This is a genomic window from Streptomyces sp. NPDC059695 (assembly GCF_042733785.1).
Lineage (GTDB): Bacteria > Actinomycetota > Actinomycetes > Streptomycetales > Streptomycetaceae > Streptomyces.
This window is the reverse complement of sequence record NZ_JBHWFF010000022.1, coordinates 63,004-80,597: the sequence shown is the minus strand read 5'-3', so window position 1 is coordinate 80,597 and position 17,594 is coordinate 63,004. Positions and strand designations below refer to the sequence as shown.

General features: G+C 72.9%; 16 protein-coding genes. 5 read left to right on the top strand and 11 right to left on the bottom strand.

Annotated elements, in window-relative coordinates:
- Entirely contained in the window at positions 1-1,050 is a 1,050-nt protein-coding gene (locus tag ACFV2S_RS25875) for a Zn-dependent alcohol dehydrogenase (protein WP_385563609.1), read from the bottom strand.
- Positions 1,047-1,979 (bottom strand): SDR family NAD(P)-dependent oxidoreductase, encoded by a 933-nt coding sequence (locus ACFV2S_RS25870; protein WP_385563606.1) that lies wholly within the window; start codon positions 1,977-1,979, stop codon positions 1,047-1,049. The genes ACFV2S_RS25875 and ACFV2S_RS25870 overlap by 4 nt, the downstream gene beginning before the upstream one ends.
- 100 nt (positions 1,980-2,079) lie before the next feature.
- On the opposite strand from ACFV2S_RS25870, the gene ACFV2S_RS25865 reads away from it, so the two are divergent.
- The gene (locus ACFV2S_RS25865) at positions 2,080-3,006 is read left to right on the top strand and encodes a cyclase family protein (protein WP_385563603.1); all 927 of its coding nucleotides are present in this window, start codon (positions 2,080-2,082) and stop codon (positions 3,004-3,006) included.
- A 252-nt stretch (positions 3,007-3,258) separates the two neighbouring features.
- Here ACFV2S_RS25865 and ACFV2S_RS25860 read toward each other — a convergent pair whose 3' ends face one another.
- The 4 genes from ACFV2S_RS25860 to ACFV2S_RS25845 form a co-directional block, all read right to left on the bottom strand.
- Positions 3,259-3,702, bottom strand: coding sequence for an ATP-binding protein (locus ACFV2S_RS25860; RefSeq protein ID WP_385563600.1), 444 nt, complete (start codon positions 3,700-3,702; stop codon positions 3,259-3,261).
- 352 nt (positions 3,703-4,054) lie between these two features.
- Complete coding sequence (locus ACFV2S_RS25855; RefSeq protein WP_385563597.1) at positions 4,055-4,951, bottom strand: acyl-CoA dehydrogenase family protein; 897 nt, start codon at positions 4,949-4,951, stop codon at positions 4,055-4,057.
- A gap of 6 nt (positions 4,952-4,957) precedes the next feature.
- A complete protein-coding gene (locus ACFV2S_RS25850; RefSeq protein WP_385563594.1) occupies positions 4,958-6,094 on the bottom strand; it encodes an acyl-CoA dehydrogenase family protein in 1,137 nt (378 codons plus the stop codon).
- Complete coding sequence (locus ACFV2S_RS25845) at positions 6,094-7,284, bottom strand: amidohydrolase family protein (protein WP_385563591.1); 1,191 nt, start codon at positions 7,282-7,284, stop codon at positions 6,094-6,096. The genes ACFV2S_RS25850 and ACFV2S_RS25845 overlap by 1 nt, the downstream gene beginning before the upstream one ends.
- Positions 7,285-7,418: 134 nt before the next feature.
- On the opposite strand from ACFV2S_RS25845, the gene ACFV2S_RS25840 reads away from it, so the two are divergent.
- Positions 7,419-8,927, top strand: a complete 1,509-nt coding sequence (locus ACFV2S_RS25840; RefSeq protein WP_385563588.1) for a class I adenylate-forming enzyme family protein — start codon at positions 7,419-7,421, stop codon at positions 8,925-8,927.
- Here the strand turns inward: ACFV2S_RS25840 and ACFV2S_RS25835 are convergent.
- Positions 8,899-9,273 (bottom strand): STAS domain-containing protein, encoded by a 375-nt coding sequence (locus ACFV2S_RS25835; RefSeq protein WP_385563585.1) that lies wholly within the window; start codon positions 9,271-9,273, stop codon positions 8,899-8,901. The genes ACFV2S_RS25840 and ACFV2S_RS25835 overlap by 29 nt on opposite strands.
- 159 nt (positions 9,274-9,432) lie before the next feature.
- Between ACFV2S_RS25835 and ACFV2S_RS25830 the strand changes: the two genes are divergently transcribed.
- Together ACFV2S_RS25830 and ACFV2S_RS25825 are read left to right on the top strand one after the other, a co-directional pair.
- The gene (locus tag ACFV2S_RS25830) at positions 9,433-10,014 is read left to right on the top strand and encodes a sigma-70 family RNA polymerase sigma factor (protein WP_385563582.1); all 582 of its coding nucleotides are present in this window, start codon (positions 9,433-9,435) and stop codon (positions 10,012-10,014) included.
- On the top strand, positions 10,011-11,264 hold the full coding sequence (locus ACFV2S_RS25825; protein WP_385563579.1) for a maleylpyruvate isomerase N-terminal domain-containing protein: 1,254 nt from the start codon (positions 10,011-10,013) through the stop codon (positions 11,262-11,264). Before ACFV2S_RS25830 ends, ACFV2S_RS25825 begins: the two co-directional genes overlap by 4 nt.
- Positions 11,265-11,558: 294 nt before the next feature.
- Here ACFV2S_RS25825 and purU read toward each other — a convergent pair whose 3' ends face one another.
- Together purU and ACFV2S_RS25815 are read right to left on the bottom strand one after the other, a co-directional pair.
- On the bottom strand, positions 11,559-12,410 hold the full coding sequence (gene purU / locus ACFV2S_RS25820; RefSeq protein ID WP_385563576.1) for a formyltetrahydrofolate deformylase: 852 nt from the start codon (positions 12,408-12,410) through the stop codon (positions 11,559-11,561).
- Between the two features lie 59 nt (positions 12,411-12,469).
- The gene (locus ACFV2S_RS25815) at positions 12,470-12,913 is read right to left on the bottom strand and encodes a hypothetical protein (protein WP_385563772.1); all 444 of its coding nucleotides are present in this window, start codon (positions 12,911-12,913) and stop codon (positions 12,470-12,472) included.
- A gap of 203 nt (positions 12,914-13,116) precedes the next feature.
- Between ACFV2S_RS25815 and ACFV2S_RS25810 the strand changes: the two genes are divergently transcribed.
- Positions 13,117-14,388 carry an ABC transporter substrate-binding protein gene (locus ACFV2S_RS25810; RefSeq protein ID WP_385563573.1) on the top strand — a complete coding sequence of 424 codons (1,272 nt, stop codon included), beginning with the start codon at positions 13,117-13,119 and terminating at the stop codon, positions 14,386-14,388.
- Between the two features lie 7 nt (positions 14,389-14,395).
- Here ACFV2S_RS25810 and ACFV2S_RS25805 read toward each other — a convergent pair whose 3' ends face one another.
- Both ACFV2S_RS25805 and ACFV2S_RS25800 read right to left on the bottom strand, forming a co-directional pair.
- A complete protein-coding gene (locus ACFV2S_RS25805; protein WP_385563570.1) occupies positions 14,396-15,823 on the bottom strand; it encodes a hypothetical protein in 1,428 nt (475 codons plus the stop codon).
- A gap of 122 nt (positions 15,824-15,945) precedes the next feature.
- Positions 15,946-17,328, bottom strand: coding sequence for a transcriptional regulator (locus ACFV2S_RS25800; protein WP_385563567.1), 1,383 nt, complete (start codon positions 17,326-17,328; stop codon positions 15,946-15,948).
- Positions 17,329-17,594 lie beyond the last annotated feature (266 nt).

Sequence of the window (17,594 nt, the reverse complement as noted above, 5' to 3'; positions counted from 1 at the left end):
TCAGAAGGTCAGCACCCCCCGCGCCACCTTCCCCCGCTCCGCGTCCTCGGCCGCGCGGGCGAAGTCTTCCACGGGGTAGGTCCGGGTCACCAGCTCGTCGAGGAGCAGCGCTCCGGAGCGGTACAGCCCCGCGTAGAGGGCGATGTCCTTCTGGGGGCGCGAGGAGCCGTACCGGCAGCCCAGGATCGACTTGTCCAGGAACATCGCGGCGGGCGGGAAGCTCGCCTCCGCCTTCGGCGCGGTCATGCCGAGCAGGACCGCCTGGCCGTGCCGGTCGAGGAGGTCGATCGCGGTCCGGACGAGGCCCGTGTGGCCGACGCACTCGAAGACGTGGTCGGCGCCGGTGGGCAGGATCTCCCGTACGCCGTCGGTGGAGGTCAGGAAGTGCGTCGCCCCGAACCGCCGGGCCACCTCCTCCTTGTCCGGGTTCGTGTCGACGGCGACGATCGTCGGCGCGCCCGCGATCCGGGCGCCCTGGAGGACGTTGAGACCGATGCCGCCGGTCCCGATGACGACGACGGTGTCGCCGTGGGCGACCTTCGCCCGGTTCAGTACGGCTCCGACGCCGGTGAGGACGCCGCAGCCCATGAGGGCGGCGGAGGTCAGCGGGATGTCCCGGGGGATCTTCACGGCCTGCACGGCCTTGACGACGGTCCGCTCCGCGAAGGACGAGTTCGACGCGAACTGGAACAGCGGCTGCCCGTCGCGCGAGAACGGCTGCCCCGGCATCCCGATGGCCTTGCGGCACATCGTCGGCCGGCCCCGGTCGCAGTCGGCGCAGGCGCCGCAGTTCGCGAGCGTGGACAGGGCGACGTGGTCCCCGGGCACGACGTGGCCGACGCCCGGGCCCACGGCCTCGACGACCCCGGCGCCCTCGTGGCCGAGGACGACGGGCGGGGGGAACGGGATGGTCCCGTCGATGACGGACAGGTCGCTGTGGCAGAGCCCGGCAGCGGCGATCGCCACGAGCACCTCGCCGGGGCCGGGGTCCCGCACCTCCAGGTCGTCGACGACCCGGACCTGCTTCCCGTCGAAGACGACGCCTCTCACGATCCGTTCTCCTTCCCCGCGTTGGGGCGCTCGCCCGCGGCGGCGGCCCGGGCCATCTCCTCCAGGCGGGCCAGCATCGGCATGGGGTCGGTCCCCACGGTCCCCGGCAGGAAGTCCGCGATGCGCTCGGGGGTCCACGCGCCGCCCTCCGCGTATCCGGCGCGCAGCTCCCTCGGCTGGGCCCAGACCGCGATCTTCGGCCCGGCGATCGTGTACACCTGGCCGGTGATCCGCTCCTCGCGCGCCCGCTCGCTCAGCAGGTAGACGACGAGCGCCGCGACGTCCTCGGGCTCGCCGATCTCCTTGAGCTCCATGGGGACGTTCGCGGACATCCGTGTGCGCGCGACCGGCGCGACGGCGTTCGCGGTGACGCCGTACTTGTGGAGGCCAAGGGCCGCGCTCCGGACGAGCGAGATGATGCCGCCCTTCGCCGCCGAGTAGTTGGCCTGGGCCACGGACCCCTGGTGGTTGCCGCTGGTGAAGCCGATGAGCGTGCCGGTGCCCTGCCGGCGCATGACCGCGGACGCGGCCCGGAAGACGGTGAAGGTGCCCTTCAGATGGGTGGCGACGACCGGGTCCCACTCCTCCTCGGACATGTTGAAGAGCATCCGCTCGCGCAGGATGCCGGCGACGCACACGACCCCGTCGATCCGCCCGTACTCGGCGAGGGCCACGTCGACGATCCGCTGTCCGCCGGCCATCGTGGAGATGTCGTCGGCGACCGCCACCGCCGCTCCGCCCGCCGACTCGATCTCCTTCACCACGGACGCGGCGACCTCCGAGGTCGGCTCGCCGCCCTCGATGGACACGCCGTAGTCGTTGACGACGACCTTCGCGCCCTCCGCCGCGCACGCGAGGGCGACGGCGCGGCCGATGCCGCGCCCCGCCCCCGTCACGGCGACGACCTTGCCAGCCAAGAAGTTCCCCATGCCCGGCCCCTCCCGCAGTTTCTGACGGTCCGTTAGATTCGTTCGTCGTCAGGATTCTACGGTCCGTCAGATACCGGAAAACAAGACCCCGGAGGCCCCGATGTCTCTTCCCGCCGCCTTCCACGAGATCGCCGAGCGCGTCAACAACTGGGGCCGCTGGGGCCAGGACGACGAGATCGGCACGCTCAACCTCGTCACGGACGAGGTCGTGCGGGAGGCCGCCACGACCGTCCGCACCGGTCTGCGCGTCCCCCTCGCCGTCGACCTCAAGCAGGACGGCGTGCAGACCGGCATGATCCCCGGCCGGGTCAACCCGCTCCATGTGATGGTCCAGGTCAACCAGGAGATCTTCGGCCCCGGCACGGTCGCCACCAGCGACGACGCGGTGACCCTGGGCCTCCAGGCCGGCACCCACTGGGACGCCCTGACGCACGTCTCCCACTCGGGCCGCATCTACAACGGCCGCCCCGCCGCCTCGGTCACCCCGCACGGCCGCTCCGCGTTCAGCGGCATCCACACGGCCCGTCACATCGTCAGCCGGGGGGTCCTCCTGGACGTCGCCGCCGCGAAGGGCGTCGACCGGCTGCCGGGCGACCACGCCGTGACGCCCGAGGACCTCGACGAGGCGGCCGAGTTCGGCGGCGTGACGGTACGGGCCGGGGACGTCGTGCTCGTACGGACGGGGCAGATCCAGCTGTACCTGGCCGGGGACCGGCACGGGTACGCCTTCCCGTCACCGGGCCTCTCGGTGCGCACCCCGGAGTGGTTCCACGCCCACGACGTCGCGGCCGTCGCCAACGACACGCTCACCTTCGAGATCTTCCCGCCCGAGATCGAGGACCTCTGGCTGCCCGTGCACGCCCTCGATCTGGTCGAGATGGGCATGCTCCAGGGGCAGAACTGGAATCTGGAGTCTCTGTCCACAGCCTGTGCACAAGAAGGGCGCTACGCCTTCCTGCTCTCCGCGATGCCCGAGCCCTTCGTCGGCGGCACGGGAACACCGGTGGCCCCGGTCGCGATCCTCTGACACCCCGGACACCCCGGACACCCCGTACCTCCCGTGACGTCACGGACATCCCACGACGTCACGGACCCCCCGGACGCCCCGGACATCGCAGGACGCGCGGGACTCGCGCGGGCGGCGGCGCGCTCGCACGCGCCCCGAGCACGGCACGGCCCGCCGCCACCCGGCCGCGACCCGCACAGGCCGAGGGCGACGGCCCTCGGCTCCCCTCGCCACGAATCGCTCACCCCAGAGTGGGCAAAACGGAACGAATCGTCAACAGTGCACCCGTCCGGGCGACCGGACCACCGGCAACGGCGTCACGGGCGCGACCCGGTCGACCTCGCACCAGATGCTCTTGCCGACGCCCTCCGGCTGCCAGCCCCACCGGTCCGCGAGGCCGTCCACCAGCTCCAGGCCGCGCCCGTTGGTGTCGTCGCCCTCCGCGTGCCGGGGCCGTGGCGGGCGGTCGCTCGCATCGGCGACCTCGACCCGCACCCCGCTGCCCTCCGCGGGGAACAGCATCCGCAGCACGGCCGGGCAGCCGGTGTGCACCACGGCGTTGGTCACGAGTTCGGAGATGAGCAGCACCAGCGTGTCGGTGAGCGGCTCGTCGTCCCCTATGCCCGAGCCGGCGAGCCGCGACCGGGCCCACCTCCGGGCTCGTCCCACCTCGGCCGGGTCCGGCCCGACCTCCAACTGAACCTGAAGCACCTGCACCGCTCACACCATCCGAACCGGCGGACACACCTTTACGGAACGTGATTTCCTTGTGGGACAGCATGGTTGACGTACAGTCACCGCAACAAGCGCTTCGGGCATATTCCAGCGCGAAGGAGTACGCGTGGTCCATACTGTGCGACGCACGCTGCGGGGAGTCGAACGCCGGGCGCGAGCGGCGGGCAGTCCGGGTCGCGGGGCCGCCCCAGGGGCGACACCGGGACGATCCGGGCCATCGAGCACGCGCATCCCACGGAGCGTACCGGAGGCGGAGGCCGACTCCGGGCCGTGACGGCCCCGCCGAAGGACACAACCCGATATCGACATTCCGTGACGCCTCGCGCGCTCAGCGCTACAGTCCGGCGGCGACCGCCTCCTCGGCCCGGGCGGCCGGCATCCGCAGCTCGGCCCGCACCCAGGCCCGCTTCAGATGCAGGTGCACGTCGGCCTCCCAGGTGAAGCCCATCCCGCCGTGCACCTGGAGACAGTCCCGCGCGTTGCCGACCGCCGCCTCGTCGGCGAGCAGTTTGGCCCCGGCGATCTCGACGGGATCCCCGGTGACGGCGGCGGCCCACACGGCGGCGCGCGCGAGCTCGGTCCGCACGAGCATCCCGGCACAGAGGTGCTTCACGGCCTGGAACCCCCCGATGACCTGACCGAACTGGGACCGCGTCCGGGCGTGGGAGACGGCCGCGTCGGTGGTCGCGGCGGAACTGCCGACCTGCTCGGCGGCGGTGAGGAGCACCGCGTCCGCCACCGCGTCCGCCGTCTCCCCCACCGCCTCCGGCGCCGCTTCCCCGGACGCCGGCACCCGGTGCAGCGGCGTCAGCGGATCGACCGACCGCATCGGCACGGCCCCGGTGACGTCGCCGAGGACCACATCGGCCTCGTCCAGCCACGGCACCAGGCCCTCCGCCGCGGAGGTCACCACGACGGACCCGTCCGCCGCCCCCGGCACGGTCCCGGCGGCCAGGTGCGTCGCGACGAGCGGCCCCGGCAGCAGCACCCGCCCGGCCTCCTCGAAGACGAGGACGGCCTCGGGCCGCCCGAGCCCGACGCCCCCGTCCGGCTCCGGGAGCCGCAGCGCGAAGAACCCGGCCGCGCCCAGCTCCCTCCACAGCCCCCTGTCCAGGGACGGGGAGGGCGCGGCGACGGCCGCCCGCAGCGCCTCCCGGTCGAAGCGGCCCGCGAGAAGCTCCCGTACGCCTCGCCGCAGCGCCCGCTGGTCCTCCGTGAGGCGAAAGTCCATGACGGGTCACCGTCCCTTCGGCAGGCCGAGGATCCGCTCGGCGACGATGTTGCGCTGGATCTGGGAGGTGCCGGCGGCGATGGTGTACGAGAGCGAGGACAGCCGGTCGAGGGTCCAGTCGCGGCCGAGGTCGAGCGCGTCGGGGCCCAGGACGGCGGCGGCCGCGTCGTACAGCTCCTGGCGGGCGTGCGAGTAGTGCAGTTTGAAGACGGAGCCGCCGGCGCCGGGGACCCCGCCGGTGGCCTGGGCCTCGCTCACGTCGGCCTGTGTGAGGCGCCACAGCGCCTGGAACTCGGCGGAGAGCCTGCCGAGCCGGCGCCGCAGGACGGGGTCGTCCCAGGTGCCGTTCTTCCGGGCGGTGCGGGCGAGTTCGCCGAGGAGCCGGCGGCAGGCGACGACCTCGCCGACGAAGGCGGTGCCGCGTTCGAAGGAGAGGGTGACCATGGTGACGCGCCAGCCGTCGTTCTCGTCGCCGACGCGGTTCCCGACGGGCACCCGCACCTCGTCGAGGAACACCTCGGCGAACTCGGTCGATCCGGCGAGGGTGCGCAGGGGCCGCACGGTGACGCCGGGCGCGTCCATGGGCAGCGCGAGCCAGGTGATGCCCCTGTGCTTGGAGGGCGCCTCGGGGTCGGTCCGGACGAGGAGTTCGCACCAGTCGGCGACCTCGGCGTGCGAGGTCCAGATCTTCTGTCCGGTGACGACGTACGCGTCCCCGTCGCGGACGGCCCGGGTGCGCAGGGAGGCGAGGTCCGATCCGGCGTCGGGCTCGCTGAAGCCCTGGCACCAGACCTCGTCGCCGCGCAGGATCGGCGGCAGCCAGCGGGCGCGCTGGGCGGCCGTGCCCTCGGCGGCCACGGTGGGTCCGGCGTGCAGGAGGCCGACGAAGTTGGCGCCGACGTAGGGCGCGCCGGCGCGTTCGGTCTCCTCCAGGAAGATGAGGCGCTGGGTCGGGGAGGCGTCCCAGTGGGTGTCGGCCCATCCGGCGTCGTACAGGCGGCGCTGCCAGCCGCAGTCGTAGGCGCGGCGGGCGGGCCAGTCGAGCGGGTCGGGCCGCTCGGGGAGTCCCGGGAGGGTGGCGGCGAGCCATTCCCGCAGGCGGGCGCGGTAGGCCTCCTCCTCGTCGGTGCAGGAGAGGTCCATCAGACGATCCCCAGGTCGAGCATGCGGACGGCGTTGCCGCGCATGAGCTTGTAGACCGTCTCGTCGTCGAGGCCCCGGACGTGGTCGAGGGCGACCTCCTTGGTGTGCGGGAAGGTCGAGTCGACGTGGGGGTAGTCGGTCTCGAAGGTGGCGTTGTCGCGGCCGACGACGTCGAGCGAGGCGATGCCGTGCTTGTCGCGGAAGAAGCAGCAGAAGATCTGCCGGTAGTAGTAGGTGGAGGGCGGCTCGGGGACGATGTCGCGGACGCCGCCCCAGGCGCGGTGCTCCTCCCACACGTCGTCGGCGCGTTCGAGGGCGTACGGGATCCAGCCCATCTGGCCCTCGCTGTAGGCGAGCTTGAGGCGGGGGAACTTCACGAGGACGCCGCTGAAGAGGAAGTCCATCATCGAGGCCATGGCGTTGTTGAAGCTCAGGGAGGCCTGGACGGCGGGCGGGGCGTCGGGGGAGGCGGCGGGCATCTGGGAGCTGGACCCGATGTGCATGTTGACGACGGTGCCGGTCTCCTGGCAGACGGCGAAGAAGGGGTCCCAGTAGCCGGAGTGGATCGACGGCAGGCCGAGGTGGGTGGGGATCTCGGAGAAGGTGACGGCCTTGACGCCGCGGGCGGCGTTGCGCCGGATCTCGGCGACGGCGAGGCCGATGTCCCAGAGCGGGATGATGCAGAGCGGGATGAGCCGGCCGCCGCTGTCGCCGCACCACTCCTCGACCATCCAGTCGTTGTAGGCGCGGACGCAGGCGAGGGCCACCTCCTTGTCGTGGGCCTCGGCGAAGGTCTGGCCGCAGAAGCGGGGGAAGGTGGGGAAGCAGAGGGAGGCCTCGACGTGGTTGAGGTCCATATCGGCGAGCCGGGCCTTGGGGTCCCAGCAGCCGCGCCGCATCTCCTCGCGGGTGATGCCCTCCAGGGTCATGTCGTCGCGGTCGAAGCCGACGGCGGCGATGTTGCGCTTGTACGGGAACTTGAGGTCCTCGTAGATCCACCAGTCGGTGGGCGGGCCGTCGGGGTCCATCGTGATCTGGTACTTCCCGGCGACGTAGGCGAGCTCGCCGATGCCGGCGGTGAGGGGCCGGGGCCCGCGGTCGCGGTACTTCTTCGGGAGCCAGGTCTCGAAGAGGTGGGCGGGCTCGATCACGTGGTCGTCGACGCTGATGATGCGGGGCAGTTCCGGCATGGAGCCTTCTCCCGTTTCTGATGACCCGTCAGATCTGACGGGATCAGGCTAGCCCCGGACCCCTGGACCGACAAGCGCCGGACCTCTACGCTCACCGCACCATCTGACGGAACGTCAGCCAGGAGGAGTACGGGATGAACGAGACCGCACACGCCCTGGGCGAGTCCCGCACGCTCTGGGAGCTCGTCGAACGCCGCGCCGCCCTCACCCCCGACCGGCCCGTCCTCCTCCAGGGCGACCGCGTCCTCACCTTCGAGGGCCTGCGCGAGCGCGCCGAGCGCTGCGCCGCCGGTCTGTACGGCAGGGGGGTGCGCCCCGGCACCGTCGTCGCCTGGCAGCTGCCCACCCGCATCGAGACCGCCGTGCTCTCCTTCGCGCTCGCCCGCCTCGGCGCCGTGCAGACCCCGGTGATCCCCTTCTACCGGGACAAGGAGGTCGGATTCGCGCTCCGCGAGTCCGGGGCCGAGTACTTCGCGGTCCCCGGAACCTGGCGTGGATTCGACCATGCGGAGATGGCGCGCGGGCTCGGCGCGCGCGGGATCTTCGAGGCCTACGCGGACCTTCCGGACGGCGACCCCGCCGTCCTGCCTCCCCCGCCCGCCTCCGGCACCGACGTCCGCTGGATCTACTGGACCTCCGGCACCACCTCCGACCCCAAGGGCGTCCTGCACACCGACCGCTCGCTCCTCGCCGGCGGCTCCTGCCTCGCCCACGCCCTGCACCTGACGGACCGGGACGTCGGCTCGATGGCCTTCCCGTACGCGCACATCGCCGGGCCCGACTACACGGTGATGCTCCTGCTGTACGGGTTCCCGGCCGTGATGTTCGAGCAGTTCGCGCTGCCGGAGGCCCTCGACGAGTACAACCGGCACGGCGTCACCGTCGCCGGCGGCTCCACCGCCTTCTACTCGATGTTCCTCGCCGAGCAGCGCAAGCAGCCCGGGAAGCCCGTCATCCCCACCCTCCGCCTGCTCGCCGGCGGAGGAGCGCCCAAACCGCCCGAGATCTACCACGCGGTGCGCGAGGAGCTGGGCTGCCAGCTCACCCACGGGTACGGCATGACCGAGGTCCCCATGATCACGATGGGCGCCCCCGACGACACCGTCGACAACCTCGCCTCCACCGAGGGCCGGCCGCCCGCCGGCATGGAGATCCGGATCACCGGCGACGGCGAGGTCCGGCTGCGCGGCGAGGCCGTCTGCCGGGGCTACCTGGACCCGGCACAGACCGCCGCCGCGTTCGACGAGGACGGGTTCCTCGTCACCGGCGACGTCGGGCACCTCACACCGAGCGGCCACCTCGTCCTCACGGGCCGGATCAAGGACATCATCATCCGCAAGGGAGAGAACATCTCGGCCAAGGAGATCGAGGACCTCCTCCACCGGCACCCGGACGTGGGCGACGCCGCCGTCATAGGCCTCCCCGACGCCGAGCGCGGCGAGCGCGTCTGCGCCGTCGTCGAACAGCCCCCGGGCGCCGCCCCGCTCGCCCTTCCCCAGGTCACGGCCTTCCTGCGGGAGGCCGGGCTCTCCGTCCACAAGCTGCCGGAGCAGCTGGAGGTGGTCGACGCGCTCCCCCGCAACGAGACCCTGCGCAAGGTGCTCAAGTACCGGCTCAGGGAGCGCTTCGGCACGCCCCGGTGAGGGCCTCCGGCAGGTCCTCGTACACGTCGAAGAGACGGCGGACACCGAGCGCCGACAGCACCCGGTCGACGTGCCCGCGACGGTCGTCCCGCTCCTCGGGGAGGATCAGCCGCAGCCGCCCGCCACAGGAGCGGAGCAGCCGGCGCGAGGCGATCAGCACGCCGACGCCGCTGGAGTCGCAGAACCGCACGTCGGTCAGGTCGATCATCAGGTCGTGACGGCCGCCCGCGACGGCGTCGTGGACACGGCGGCGTATCCGGGGGGAGGTGACCAGGTCCAGCTCGCCCTGGACACGGAAGACCGTCCAGGGGCCGTGTTCGTCCTCGTCGACCTCGATCGTCGTCACATCCGCCGCCTCCCCCCTCGACGCGCCGCGAAACCTCCTGCGCGAGGGATGACGCTTTCCTTACCATCCGTATCCGCGTCAAGGGCGCACTTGCGGCAAACAGGAGTGCGTTGTCGCAGCGGCGCACTACTTTGGAGGAGAACCGGGACGGAGGGCCTCATGGCGACGGACACACCACCGCGCTGGGACCGCAGGATGCAGCAGCGGCTGGCACGCGGGGAGGCCGCTGCCCTCGGCGAGTTCTACGACCGGTTCGCCGCCCTGGTGCACAGCCTCGCCCACCGGGTCCTCGACGACGACGCGGCCGCCGACCAGGTCACCCGCGAGGTCTTCGGCCACATCTGGGAGAACCCCGACTCCTACGACCCGAAGCAGGGCAGCATGCGCGCGTGGGTCGCCAAGCTGACCCAGCGGCAGGCCGTGCACCGGCTGCGGCAGGCCGAGGCCCTGGCGTACGCGGAGACGGGACTCGGCTCCGTCGAGGAGCTGGAGCAGAAGGTGCGGCGGGCCACGGTCGCCGCCCGCGCCGACTACATCGTCACCTCCATGCCCGCCCCGCTGCGGGACGCCCTCGAACTGGCGTACTTCCAGCGGCGCGACTACCGCCAGACCGCCGCCGACCTCGGCGTCACCGAGGACGAGGCCCGCCGACGCCTGCGGCTCGGCCTCCAGCTGCTCTCCTCCGCGAACGCCCGGCCGCTCGAAGGGTCCTCGCCGCCGGGCTACGGACGGGCTCTGTGACCGCGCCGGACGGCGAGGCCGACGACGTCGCCCGCGCACCCCGGATACCGGGCCCGCGCCGGTCGGCCGACGACCACGCGGACCTGACGGCCCGGCCCCCGGAGGAGGCGGAGGAACCGGGCGTGGACGCGGAGGAGCCCGAGGTACCGGACCTCACCCACGACGTGCTCAAGTCCCTGCTCGGGGCCTGGGCACTTTCGGCGTGCTCGGCCGGCGAGACCAGGGCCGTCGAGGACCACCTCACCGGCTGCGCGCCCTGCGCCGACGAGGCCCTCCGGCTCCGCGACGCCGTCGCCCTCCTCCACGAGGACCGCGACCTGGACCTCGACCCGCTGCTCCGCTCCCGGGTCCTGGAGAACTGCCTGGGCCGCCGGCCCGCCCGCATCCCCGTCCCCGACTGGGTCACGCCCTACGACGCGGAGACCGCCCGGCTCGACGCGCTCCTGCGGGACATCGGCGAGTCCGAGTGGCACGCGCCGGTACGGCTCAAGTGGTACGAGGAGAACCGCGTGGTGCGCCGCAAGGCCACCGTCGCGGCGGTCATCGGCCACCTCTTCGCGGTCGACGGCCTGGTGTCGGCGGCCCTCGGCCTCGACGACCCGCTGGGCTCCGGAGTCCCGGAGCTCTCCCCGACGGAGCGGACCGAGGCGTTCTGGTCGGCCCTGGACCGGCCGCCGAACCGCTCCCTCCGGGGACCGTGGCGGGACCAGTCGCACACGCTGATCCGCACGGTCGCGTTCGCGGGGCGCGGGGTGGCGGACCTGACCGTGACGTACAAGGACTTCGCCCTCCCGCTCCAGGACTCCCTCCTGGAGCGGGCCTTCGAGTGCTGGCTGCACGCGGACGACATCGCGACCGCGGTGGCCTACCCGTACGCGCCGCCCAGCGGGCCGCACCTGCACGGCATGATCGACCTCGCCGCCCGACTGCTCCCCGCGGCCCTCGCCAACCGCCGCCGCACGGGTCTGGCGGGCCCCGCCAAGGAGCTCGTCGCGGCGGGCGCGGCGGGCCGCTCGCTCCACCTGGAGGTCGAGGGCGCGGGCGGCGGCCACTGGTACATCGCCCTGGACTCGCCGGCGGCGGTCGGCTCACCGGACCGGGCGGTCGCGCAGGTGGCGATGGACGGGGTCGAGTTCTGCCAGCTGGTGGCGGGGCACATCACCCCGGAGGAGGCGGCGGCGGGCCAGGACGGCGACCGCGAGGCGATCCGGGACGTGCTGTCGGCCGCGGCCTCCTTGAGCCGCCTGTAGCCCGGACCCGCCCGTTGTGGGCATGCGTTCCGCCGGGGCGGAACGGGTGGGCACAACGAACGGCGCCCTTGCCGGCGCCAGAGGCTGCTGAGCCCGGACCCGCACCGCCGGTGACAGCGCCCTGGTGGTGCGGGTCCAGGCGCGGAACGCGGAGGCGCCGCTTAAGCGCGCCGTCCCGTGTGCCCACCCGTCCCGCCCCAGCGGGACGATTGCCCACACGGGCAGCGGCGGCGGGCCCACACGGGCGTGGGCGACCGGTCCACGCGGGGCGTCGGGCGCGGGCTCGTGGAGGGGTTACGCGAAGACGACCGTGCGGCGGCCGTTCAGGAGGATGCGGCGTTCCGCGTGCCACTTCACGGCCCGCGCCAGCGCCTGGCACTCCACGTCCCGCCCCGTCGCGACCAGCTGGTCCGGCGTCACCTCGTGGCCGACCCGCTCGACCTCCTGCTCGATGATCGGGCCCTCGTCGAGGTCGGCCGTCACGTAGTGCGCGGTCGCGCCGATGAGCTTCACGCCGCGCGCGTGCGCCTGGTGGTAGGGCTTGGCGCCCTTGAAGCTGGGGAGGAAGGAGTGGTGGATGTTGATGATCCGCCCGGAGAGCTGCTTGCACAGGTCGTCGGAGAGGACCTGCATGTAGCGGGCGAGGACGACCAGCTCGACGTTCTCGGAGCGGACGAGGTCGAGGAGCTCGGCCTCGGCCTCCGCCTTGGTGTCCTTCGTGACGGGGATGTGCCGGAAGGGGATCCCGTAGGAGCCGACGAGCTCCTGGAAGTCGGTGTGGTTGGAGACGACCGCGACGATCTCCACCGGCAGCGCGCCGATCCGCGAGCGGAACAGCAGGTCGTTGAGGCAGTGGCCGAACTTGGAGACCATGAGCACGACCCGCATGGGCTGGTCGGCCCGGTTGATCTGCCAGTCCATGGCGTAGGCGTCGCCGACGGCGGCGAAGCTCGCCCGGAGCTTGTCGACCGTCACCGGGGCCTCGGCCGAGAAGTGGACCCGCATGAAGAAGAGACCGGTGTCACGGTCTCCGAACTGCTGGCTGTCCTCGATGTTGCACCCGGTGATGAAGAGGTAGCTCGACACGGCGTGCACGATGCCCTGCTTGTCGGGGCACGAGAGGGTGAGGACGTACTGGTCGGTCATCCCGTCAGCCTGCCACAGACGTCCCGCCGGACGGACGACCGTCCGCCAGGCGGAACGGCTCAGGACCGGGTCATGATATGGAGCACGTCGAGGGAGCGCGGGGGCGTGTCGGGGTCCTCGCCGTCGGCGTGCGCCAGGCGTACGTGTGCCTCGCGGGCGGCGCGTACGGCCTCGGGCCAGCCGGGGTGCTGGAGGTAGGCGGAGACCTGGGCGTCCGGGCCCACCTGGTGCATGATCCTCAGCACCCGGAGGACGGCGACGTCGACGAGGGCGGCCTCGCCGGAGTCCCGGAAGATCGAGCCGACGTACTTCTCGGCGGACCAGTTGTCGAGCCAGGTGTCCTCGACGAGGCGGTAGACGGCGTCGGTGACGTCGCCGTACCCCTCCTGGCCGGTGAGCCAGGTCGTCTCGTGGAATCCGGGGTCGGAGAGCATGTGCAGCGCCGAGCGCACGTTGCTGCGCCAGCGCCACCACGGCATGTCGTTGAGCGGCATGCCGCCCATGGTGGAGGAGCGACGGCCGCGACGGGAAGAGTTCACCGAACCGGAGACTGGACTGGGGACTGGACTGGACACGATTCGATCGTACGTTCCGTGTCCGACAAGCGGACTCACCCCCTCCCCATCCGGTCGCCGACCCCCGTAATTCACCTTCACGTCACCCTTCGTTGAACCGTGCTCACTCCCGCGTTACCCATGAGGCGGAAATGTGCATGCCCATGACCGGTAAGCGACTGATCTCACTCCTCGCGTACGTCACGACCGCGGCGACGGGAGCGTCATTGCTCACCGGTTGTGGCGTGCTCCCTGGGGCCACGGGGGGCTCCAGGGAGCCCGTCACGGTGATGACCTGGGCTCCGGACCAGACCCGCGCGACCAACATGCCCGGAATGCCCGCCATGGCGCAGACCTACGCCCGGTGGGTCAACTCCCAGGGCGGCATCGACGGGCACGAGCTGCGCGTCCTCACCTGCAACGAGCAGAACAGCGCGGCCGGTGCCGCCGCCTGCGCCCGCCGTGCCGTGCGCGAGAAGGCGGTGGCCGTCGTCGGCTCGTACAGCCAGAACGGCCGCGCCTTCATGGCCCCGCTGGAGGCCGCGGGGATCCCGTACATCGGCGGCTACGGCATCGCCGAGGACGAGTTCACGAGCCCGCTCTCGTACCCCGTCAACGGCGGCGTGGCCTCCCTCGTCGCCGGCCACGGCATGCAGCTCGCCGACTCCTGCGAGAGGGTCTCCCTCGTCCGCCCCGACACCACCGCCGGGGACAAACTCCCCGAGCTCCTCAACTCCGGCCTGCGCAGGGCGAGTCACCGCAGCGCCGTCGACATCCCGGCCATGGAGGACGCCGCCGAGTACACCCGGCAGGCCGGCCGCGCCCGCACCCGGGCCGGTGACGAGAAGGGCTGCGTGACCGCCGTCCTCGGCGAGCGCACCCAGACCTTCTTCGACTCCTTCCGCCGGCTCCCCGAGCAGGAGGGCAACCCCGGCGCGGTGCGGATCTCCTCGGTCCTCGGCAGCGTCGACCAGCCCGTCATCGACCGCACCGGCGGCCCGCACAGCCCCTTCGAGGGCGCGTTCGTCACCGGCTGGTACCCGGAGGCCGGCGACAGGAGCTGGGCCCCGATGCGCAAGGTCATCAAGGAGCACGCCTTCGCCGACAACCGCGTCGACCCGGCCGACACCGGTGTGCAGACCACCTGGATCGCGTACACGGTCCTCAAGGCGGTCGTCGAGGGACTCGACGAGGACACGATCACGGCCGGGCGGATCAGCCACGCCCTCGACCGGGGCGAGCGGATCGACACCGGCGGCCTCACCCCCAGCCTGCGCTGGAAGTACGAGGACATGCTCGGCGCCCCCGGCTTCACCCGGATCGTCAACCGCGAGGTGACCTTCCAGGTGGTGCGCCAGGGGCGGCTCGTGGCGCAGAAGCCCGGCTTCGTCGACGTCGGCGAGACCGTCCTCAGCGCCCCCTAGGGCCTGCTCAGAGCTGCGTCCAGCTCCGCTTCTCCAGGCCGTACTTCGCGGCGGTCGGGTTCCACAGCCCGGCCGCCGTCTTCTTGGCCCCGGTGGCCTCGCCGCTCTTCGCGTCCCCCGCGTTCCGCTGGCTGGTCGAGTGCGCCTTGCCGCCCTTGCAGGCCTTCTTCGCCTTCATCTGGTCGGCCCAGGCCGCGTAGTGGTCGTCGGCGGAGGCCGAGGCCTGCCAGGCCTTGGTGAGCGCCGCCGTCAGCGCCGCGTTGTCCGGGATCTTGTCGACGGACAGCGCCTGGAGCTTGGCGATCAGGCCCCGGCGCTGCTCGGCGGCGCCCCGCAGATCGCTCGCCGCCTGGTCGAGGTTCTTGCACTGGTTGATGGCCGCGACCGAGTTGATCACCGTCTCGCGGCTGCTGCTGCTCGTCGCGAGGAGCTTGCTGAGCTCCTTCGCCTGCGGCTCGGCCGGGTCGGCGGGCTTCTCCGCGGGCTGCTCGGCCGGGGCGGAGGGCGCGGCCGAGCTCGCCGCGACGTTCTCCCCGCTCGTCTTGGGGTCCTTCTTCTCGTCGCCGCCGCTGAGGAGCGCCCCGGCGCCGAGGCCGACGACCGCGCAGCCGACGACGACGGCGGCGATCAGCGCGACCGGCGACTTGCGGCGCGGCGCGGGCTCCTCGTCCTCGTAGTACGCGTCCCGGAACCCGAACTGCTGCTGCGGAGGCTGCTGCTGGTGGTGCTGCTGGTACGGGGCCGGGCCCGGCTGCGGGTAGCCCTGCGGCTGCTGGGGCGGCCGCGGGGCCTCCGTACGGAAGAGGTTGTCGAACTCGGCGGGCGGCTGCCGCTCGCCGGGCGTCTGCGCCGGTACGGGGGCGATGTACTGGGTCGCGTCCGAGGCACCGGCCGGACCGGGCCCCTGGTGGGCGAGCGGGCCCGTGCCGAGGAACTGGGTCGCCGACCCCCCGCCCTGCTGCTGCTGCGGCGGCACGGGGGCCAGGTGCTGCGTGGCCTGCATGTCGGCGGCGGCCGGGGCGCCGGGGCCCGGGTAGCCGTAGCCGGGCTGCGGGGCGGCCTGGGGGCCCGGGTAGCCGTACCCCGGCTGCGGGGCGGCCTGGACCGGCGGCATCCCGCCCTGCTGGTGCGGCATCCCCTGCACCGGCGGCATCCCGCCCGGGACCGGCGGGATGTGCTGGGTCGCCTGCATGTCGGCGGCGGCCGGGGCACCCGGCCCGGGGTATCCGTAGCCGGGCTGCGGCGGGGCCTGCTGCGGGGGTATCGGCGGCAGGTACTGGGTGGACTGCATGTCGGCGGCGGCCTGCGGCGCCTCCGGGGGCAGCGGCTGCGCGGGCGGCAGCGCCTGCCCGCCCGGCGGGCCGCCGGCGGGACCCCAGGCGCCGCCCCACGGCTGACCGCCGCCCTGCTCCGGACCCTGTCCGTTCTGCGTCACCGGGACTCCCACTGATGGACCAACCTACGGAATCGTCGGCTCACGCTACCGGGTGCCGACGCGGCTCCGCACACACGTGTGAGACCGGTTACACAAGCTGTTTACGAAACGGACGCGGGCGTCTACGCGGCGTACAGCTCCATCCGCGCACCGAACTCCCGCACCACCGCCTCCCCCGCGTACGGCTCCAGGCGCTCCCTCAGATCGTCCAGGTACTCCGCGCCCCGCGACGACCGCAGCGTGCCCAGAAGTTCGAGCGCCTTCGTGCCCGTCCGGCAGGCCTGCTCCACCTCCCGCTGCTGGACCTGCGCCGCGGCGAGCAGCGCGAGCCCGATCGCGCGCCGCCGCGCCCGCGACTTCGGGTGACCGGCGATCGACTCCTGTGCCGCCCGCGCCGCCGCCTCCGCCTGCCCCAGGTCCCGGTGGCAGTGCGCCAGTTCGTCCGCGAGGTAGGCCGCGTCGAAGTGGGCGATCCACGCCGGGTCGTCGCCCGCCGCCGGATCGGCCCGGTCGAGCGCCTCCACCGCCCGGCCCGCCGCCGAGTCGAAGGCCCGCACGTCGCCCATCAGGGCGTGTCCGCGCGCCTCCGCCGCGAGGAACATCGCCTCCGCGCGCGGTGGCACCTTCCCCCGCGCGCCCTCCTGCGCCGCCCGCGCCAACTGGGCGATCTCCCGGGGGTTGCCGAGCTGCGCCGCGAGGTGGCTCATCGAGGCGGCGAGCACATAGCCGCCGTACCCGCGGTCCCCCGCCGCCTGCGCGAGCCGCAGCGCCTGGATGTAGTACCGCTGCGCGAGCCCCGGTTCGCCGGTGTCCACCGCCATGTATCCGGCGAGCTCGGTCAGTCGGGCGACCGCCGCGAACAGCCGGCGTCCCACCGCCTCCCGGTACGAGCCGGACAGCATCCCCGACACCACGCTGTTGAGGTAGTGCACGACCACCGGCCGCACGTGGCCGCTGCCGAAGCGCCGGTCGAGGTCGACGAGCGCGGCCGTCATCTCCTGCACCGCCGCCACGTCCGCGACCCCGACGCGGGCCCCCGCCATCCGGGCCACGTGCGCGTCGGGACCCGTGATCAGCCAGTCCCTGCTGGGCTCGACGAGCGCGGAGGCCGCGACCGTCGAGCCGCTCAGGAAGTCCCGGCGTCCCACGTCGCTGCGCCACAGTTCGCAGACCTGCTCGATCGCGCCGGGCACGGTCGGCGCGAACTGGAGCCCGACCCCGGCGGCGAGGTTCCGGCCGTTGGCCATGCCGACCTCGTCGATGGTGACCGTGCGGCCGAGTTTGCGGCCGAGCGCCTCCGCGATGATCCCGGGCGCCCGGCCGCGCGGCTGCTGTCCGCGCAGCCAGCGCGCCACCGACGTCTTGTCGTAGCGCAGGTCGAGGCCGCGCTCCGCGCCGACCATGTTGACCCTGCGGGCGAGGCCGGCGTTGGAGCAGCCGGCCTCCTGGATGAGCGCCTGGAGCCGTTCGTTGAGCTGACGCGGAACGAGTGGCCTGGCTGCCATGAGTACCCCCTGAGGCCGTGCGGTGATCACGAGAGAACTGATCAATGCCCGGCGAATATGCCGTCAATGCAGATGTGAACACGCGAAACCGGACACGTCGGGCACACGGAAAGAACCCCCCGCCGCCGACGCCCCCCCACCTCTCCGTACCCACCCCCGCTTCCCGGCCCTCCGCGCGCCCCCGCCCGTGCACCGATGCGCCCCGCGTGCAGGATCGATGCGTCAACACGCCCGCCACGACGCCCGTAACCCCAGGTGACGGGGGG

Coding starts and splice junctions, on each gene's coding strand:
- ACFV2S_RS25870 (WP_385563606.1), bottom strand. CDS start 1,979: ATGGGGAACTTCTTGGCTGGCAAGGTCGTCGCCGTGACGGGGGCGGGG.
- ACFV2S_RS25830 (WP_385563582.1), top strand. CDS start 9,433: ATGGCGACGGACACACCACCGCGCTGGGACCGCAGGATGCAGCAGCGG.
- ACFV2S_RS25810 (WP_385563573.1), top strand. CDS start 13,117: ATGTGCATGCCCATGACCGGTAAGCGACTGATCTCACTCCTCGCGTAC.
- ACFV2S_RS25840 (WP_385563588.1), top strand. CDS start 7,419: ATGAACGAGACCGCACACGCCCTGGGCGAGTCCCGCACGCTCTGGGAG.
- ACFV2S_RS25815 (WP_385563772.1), bottom strand. CDS start 12,913: ATGGGCGGCATGCCGCTCAACGACATGCCGTGGTGGCGCTGGCGCAGC.
- purU (WP_385563576.1), bottom strand. CDS start 12,410: ATGACCGACCAGTACGTCCTCACCCTCTCGTGCCCCGACAAGCAGGGC.
- ACFV2S_RS25865 (WP_385563603.1), top strand. CDS start 2,080: ATGTCTCTTCCCGCCGCCTTCCACGAGATCGCCGAGCGCGTCAACAAC.
- ACFV2S_RS25850 (WP_385563594.1), bottom strand. CDS start 6,094: ATGGACCTCTCCTGCACCGACGAGGAGGAGGCCTACCGCGCCCGCCTG.
- ACFV2S_RS25845 (WP_385563591.1), bottom strand. CDS start 7,284: ATGCCGGAACTGCCCCGCATCATCAGCGTCGACGACCACGTGATCGAG.
- ACFV2S_RS25855 (WP_385563597.1), bottom strand. CDS start 4,951: ATGGACTTTCGCCTCACGGAGGACCAGCGGGCGCTGCGGCGAGGCGTA.
- ACFV2S_RS25800 (WP_385563567.1), bottom strand. CDS start 17,328: ATGGCAGCCAGGCCACTCGTTCCGCGTCAGCTCAACGAACGGCTCCAG.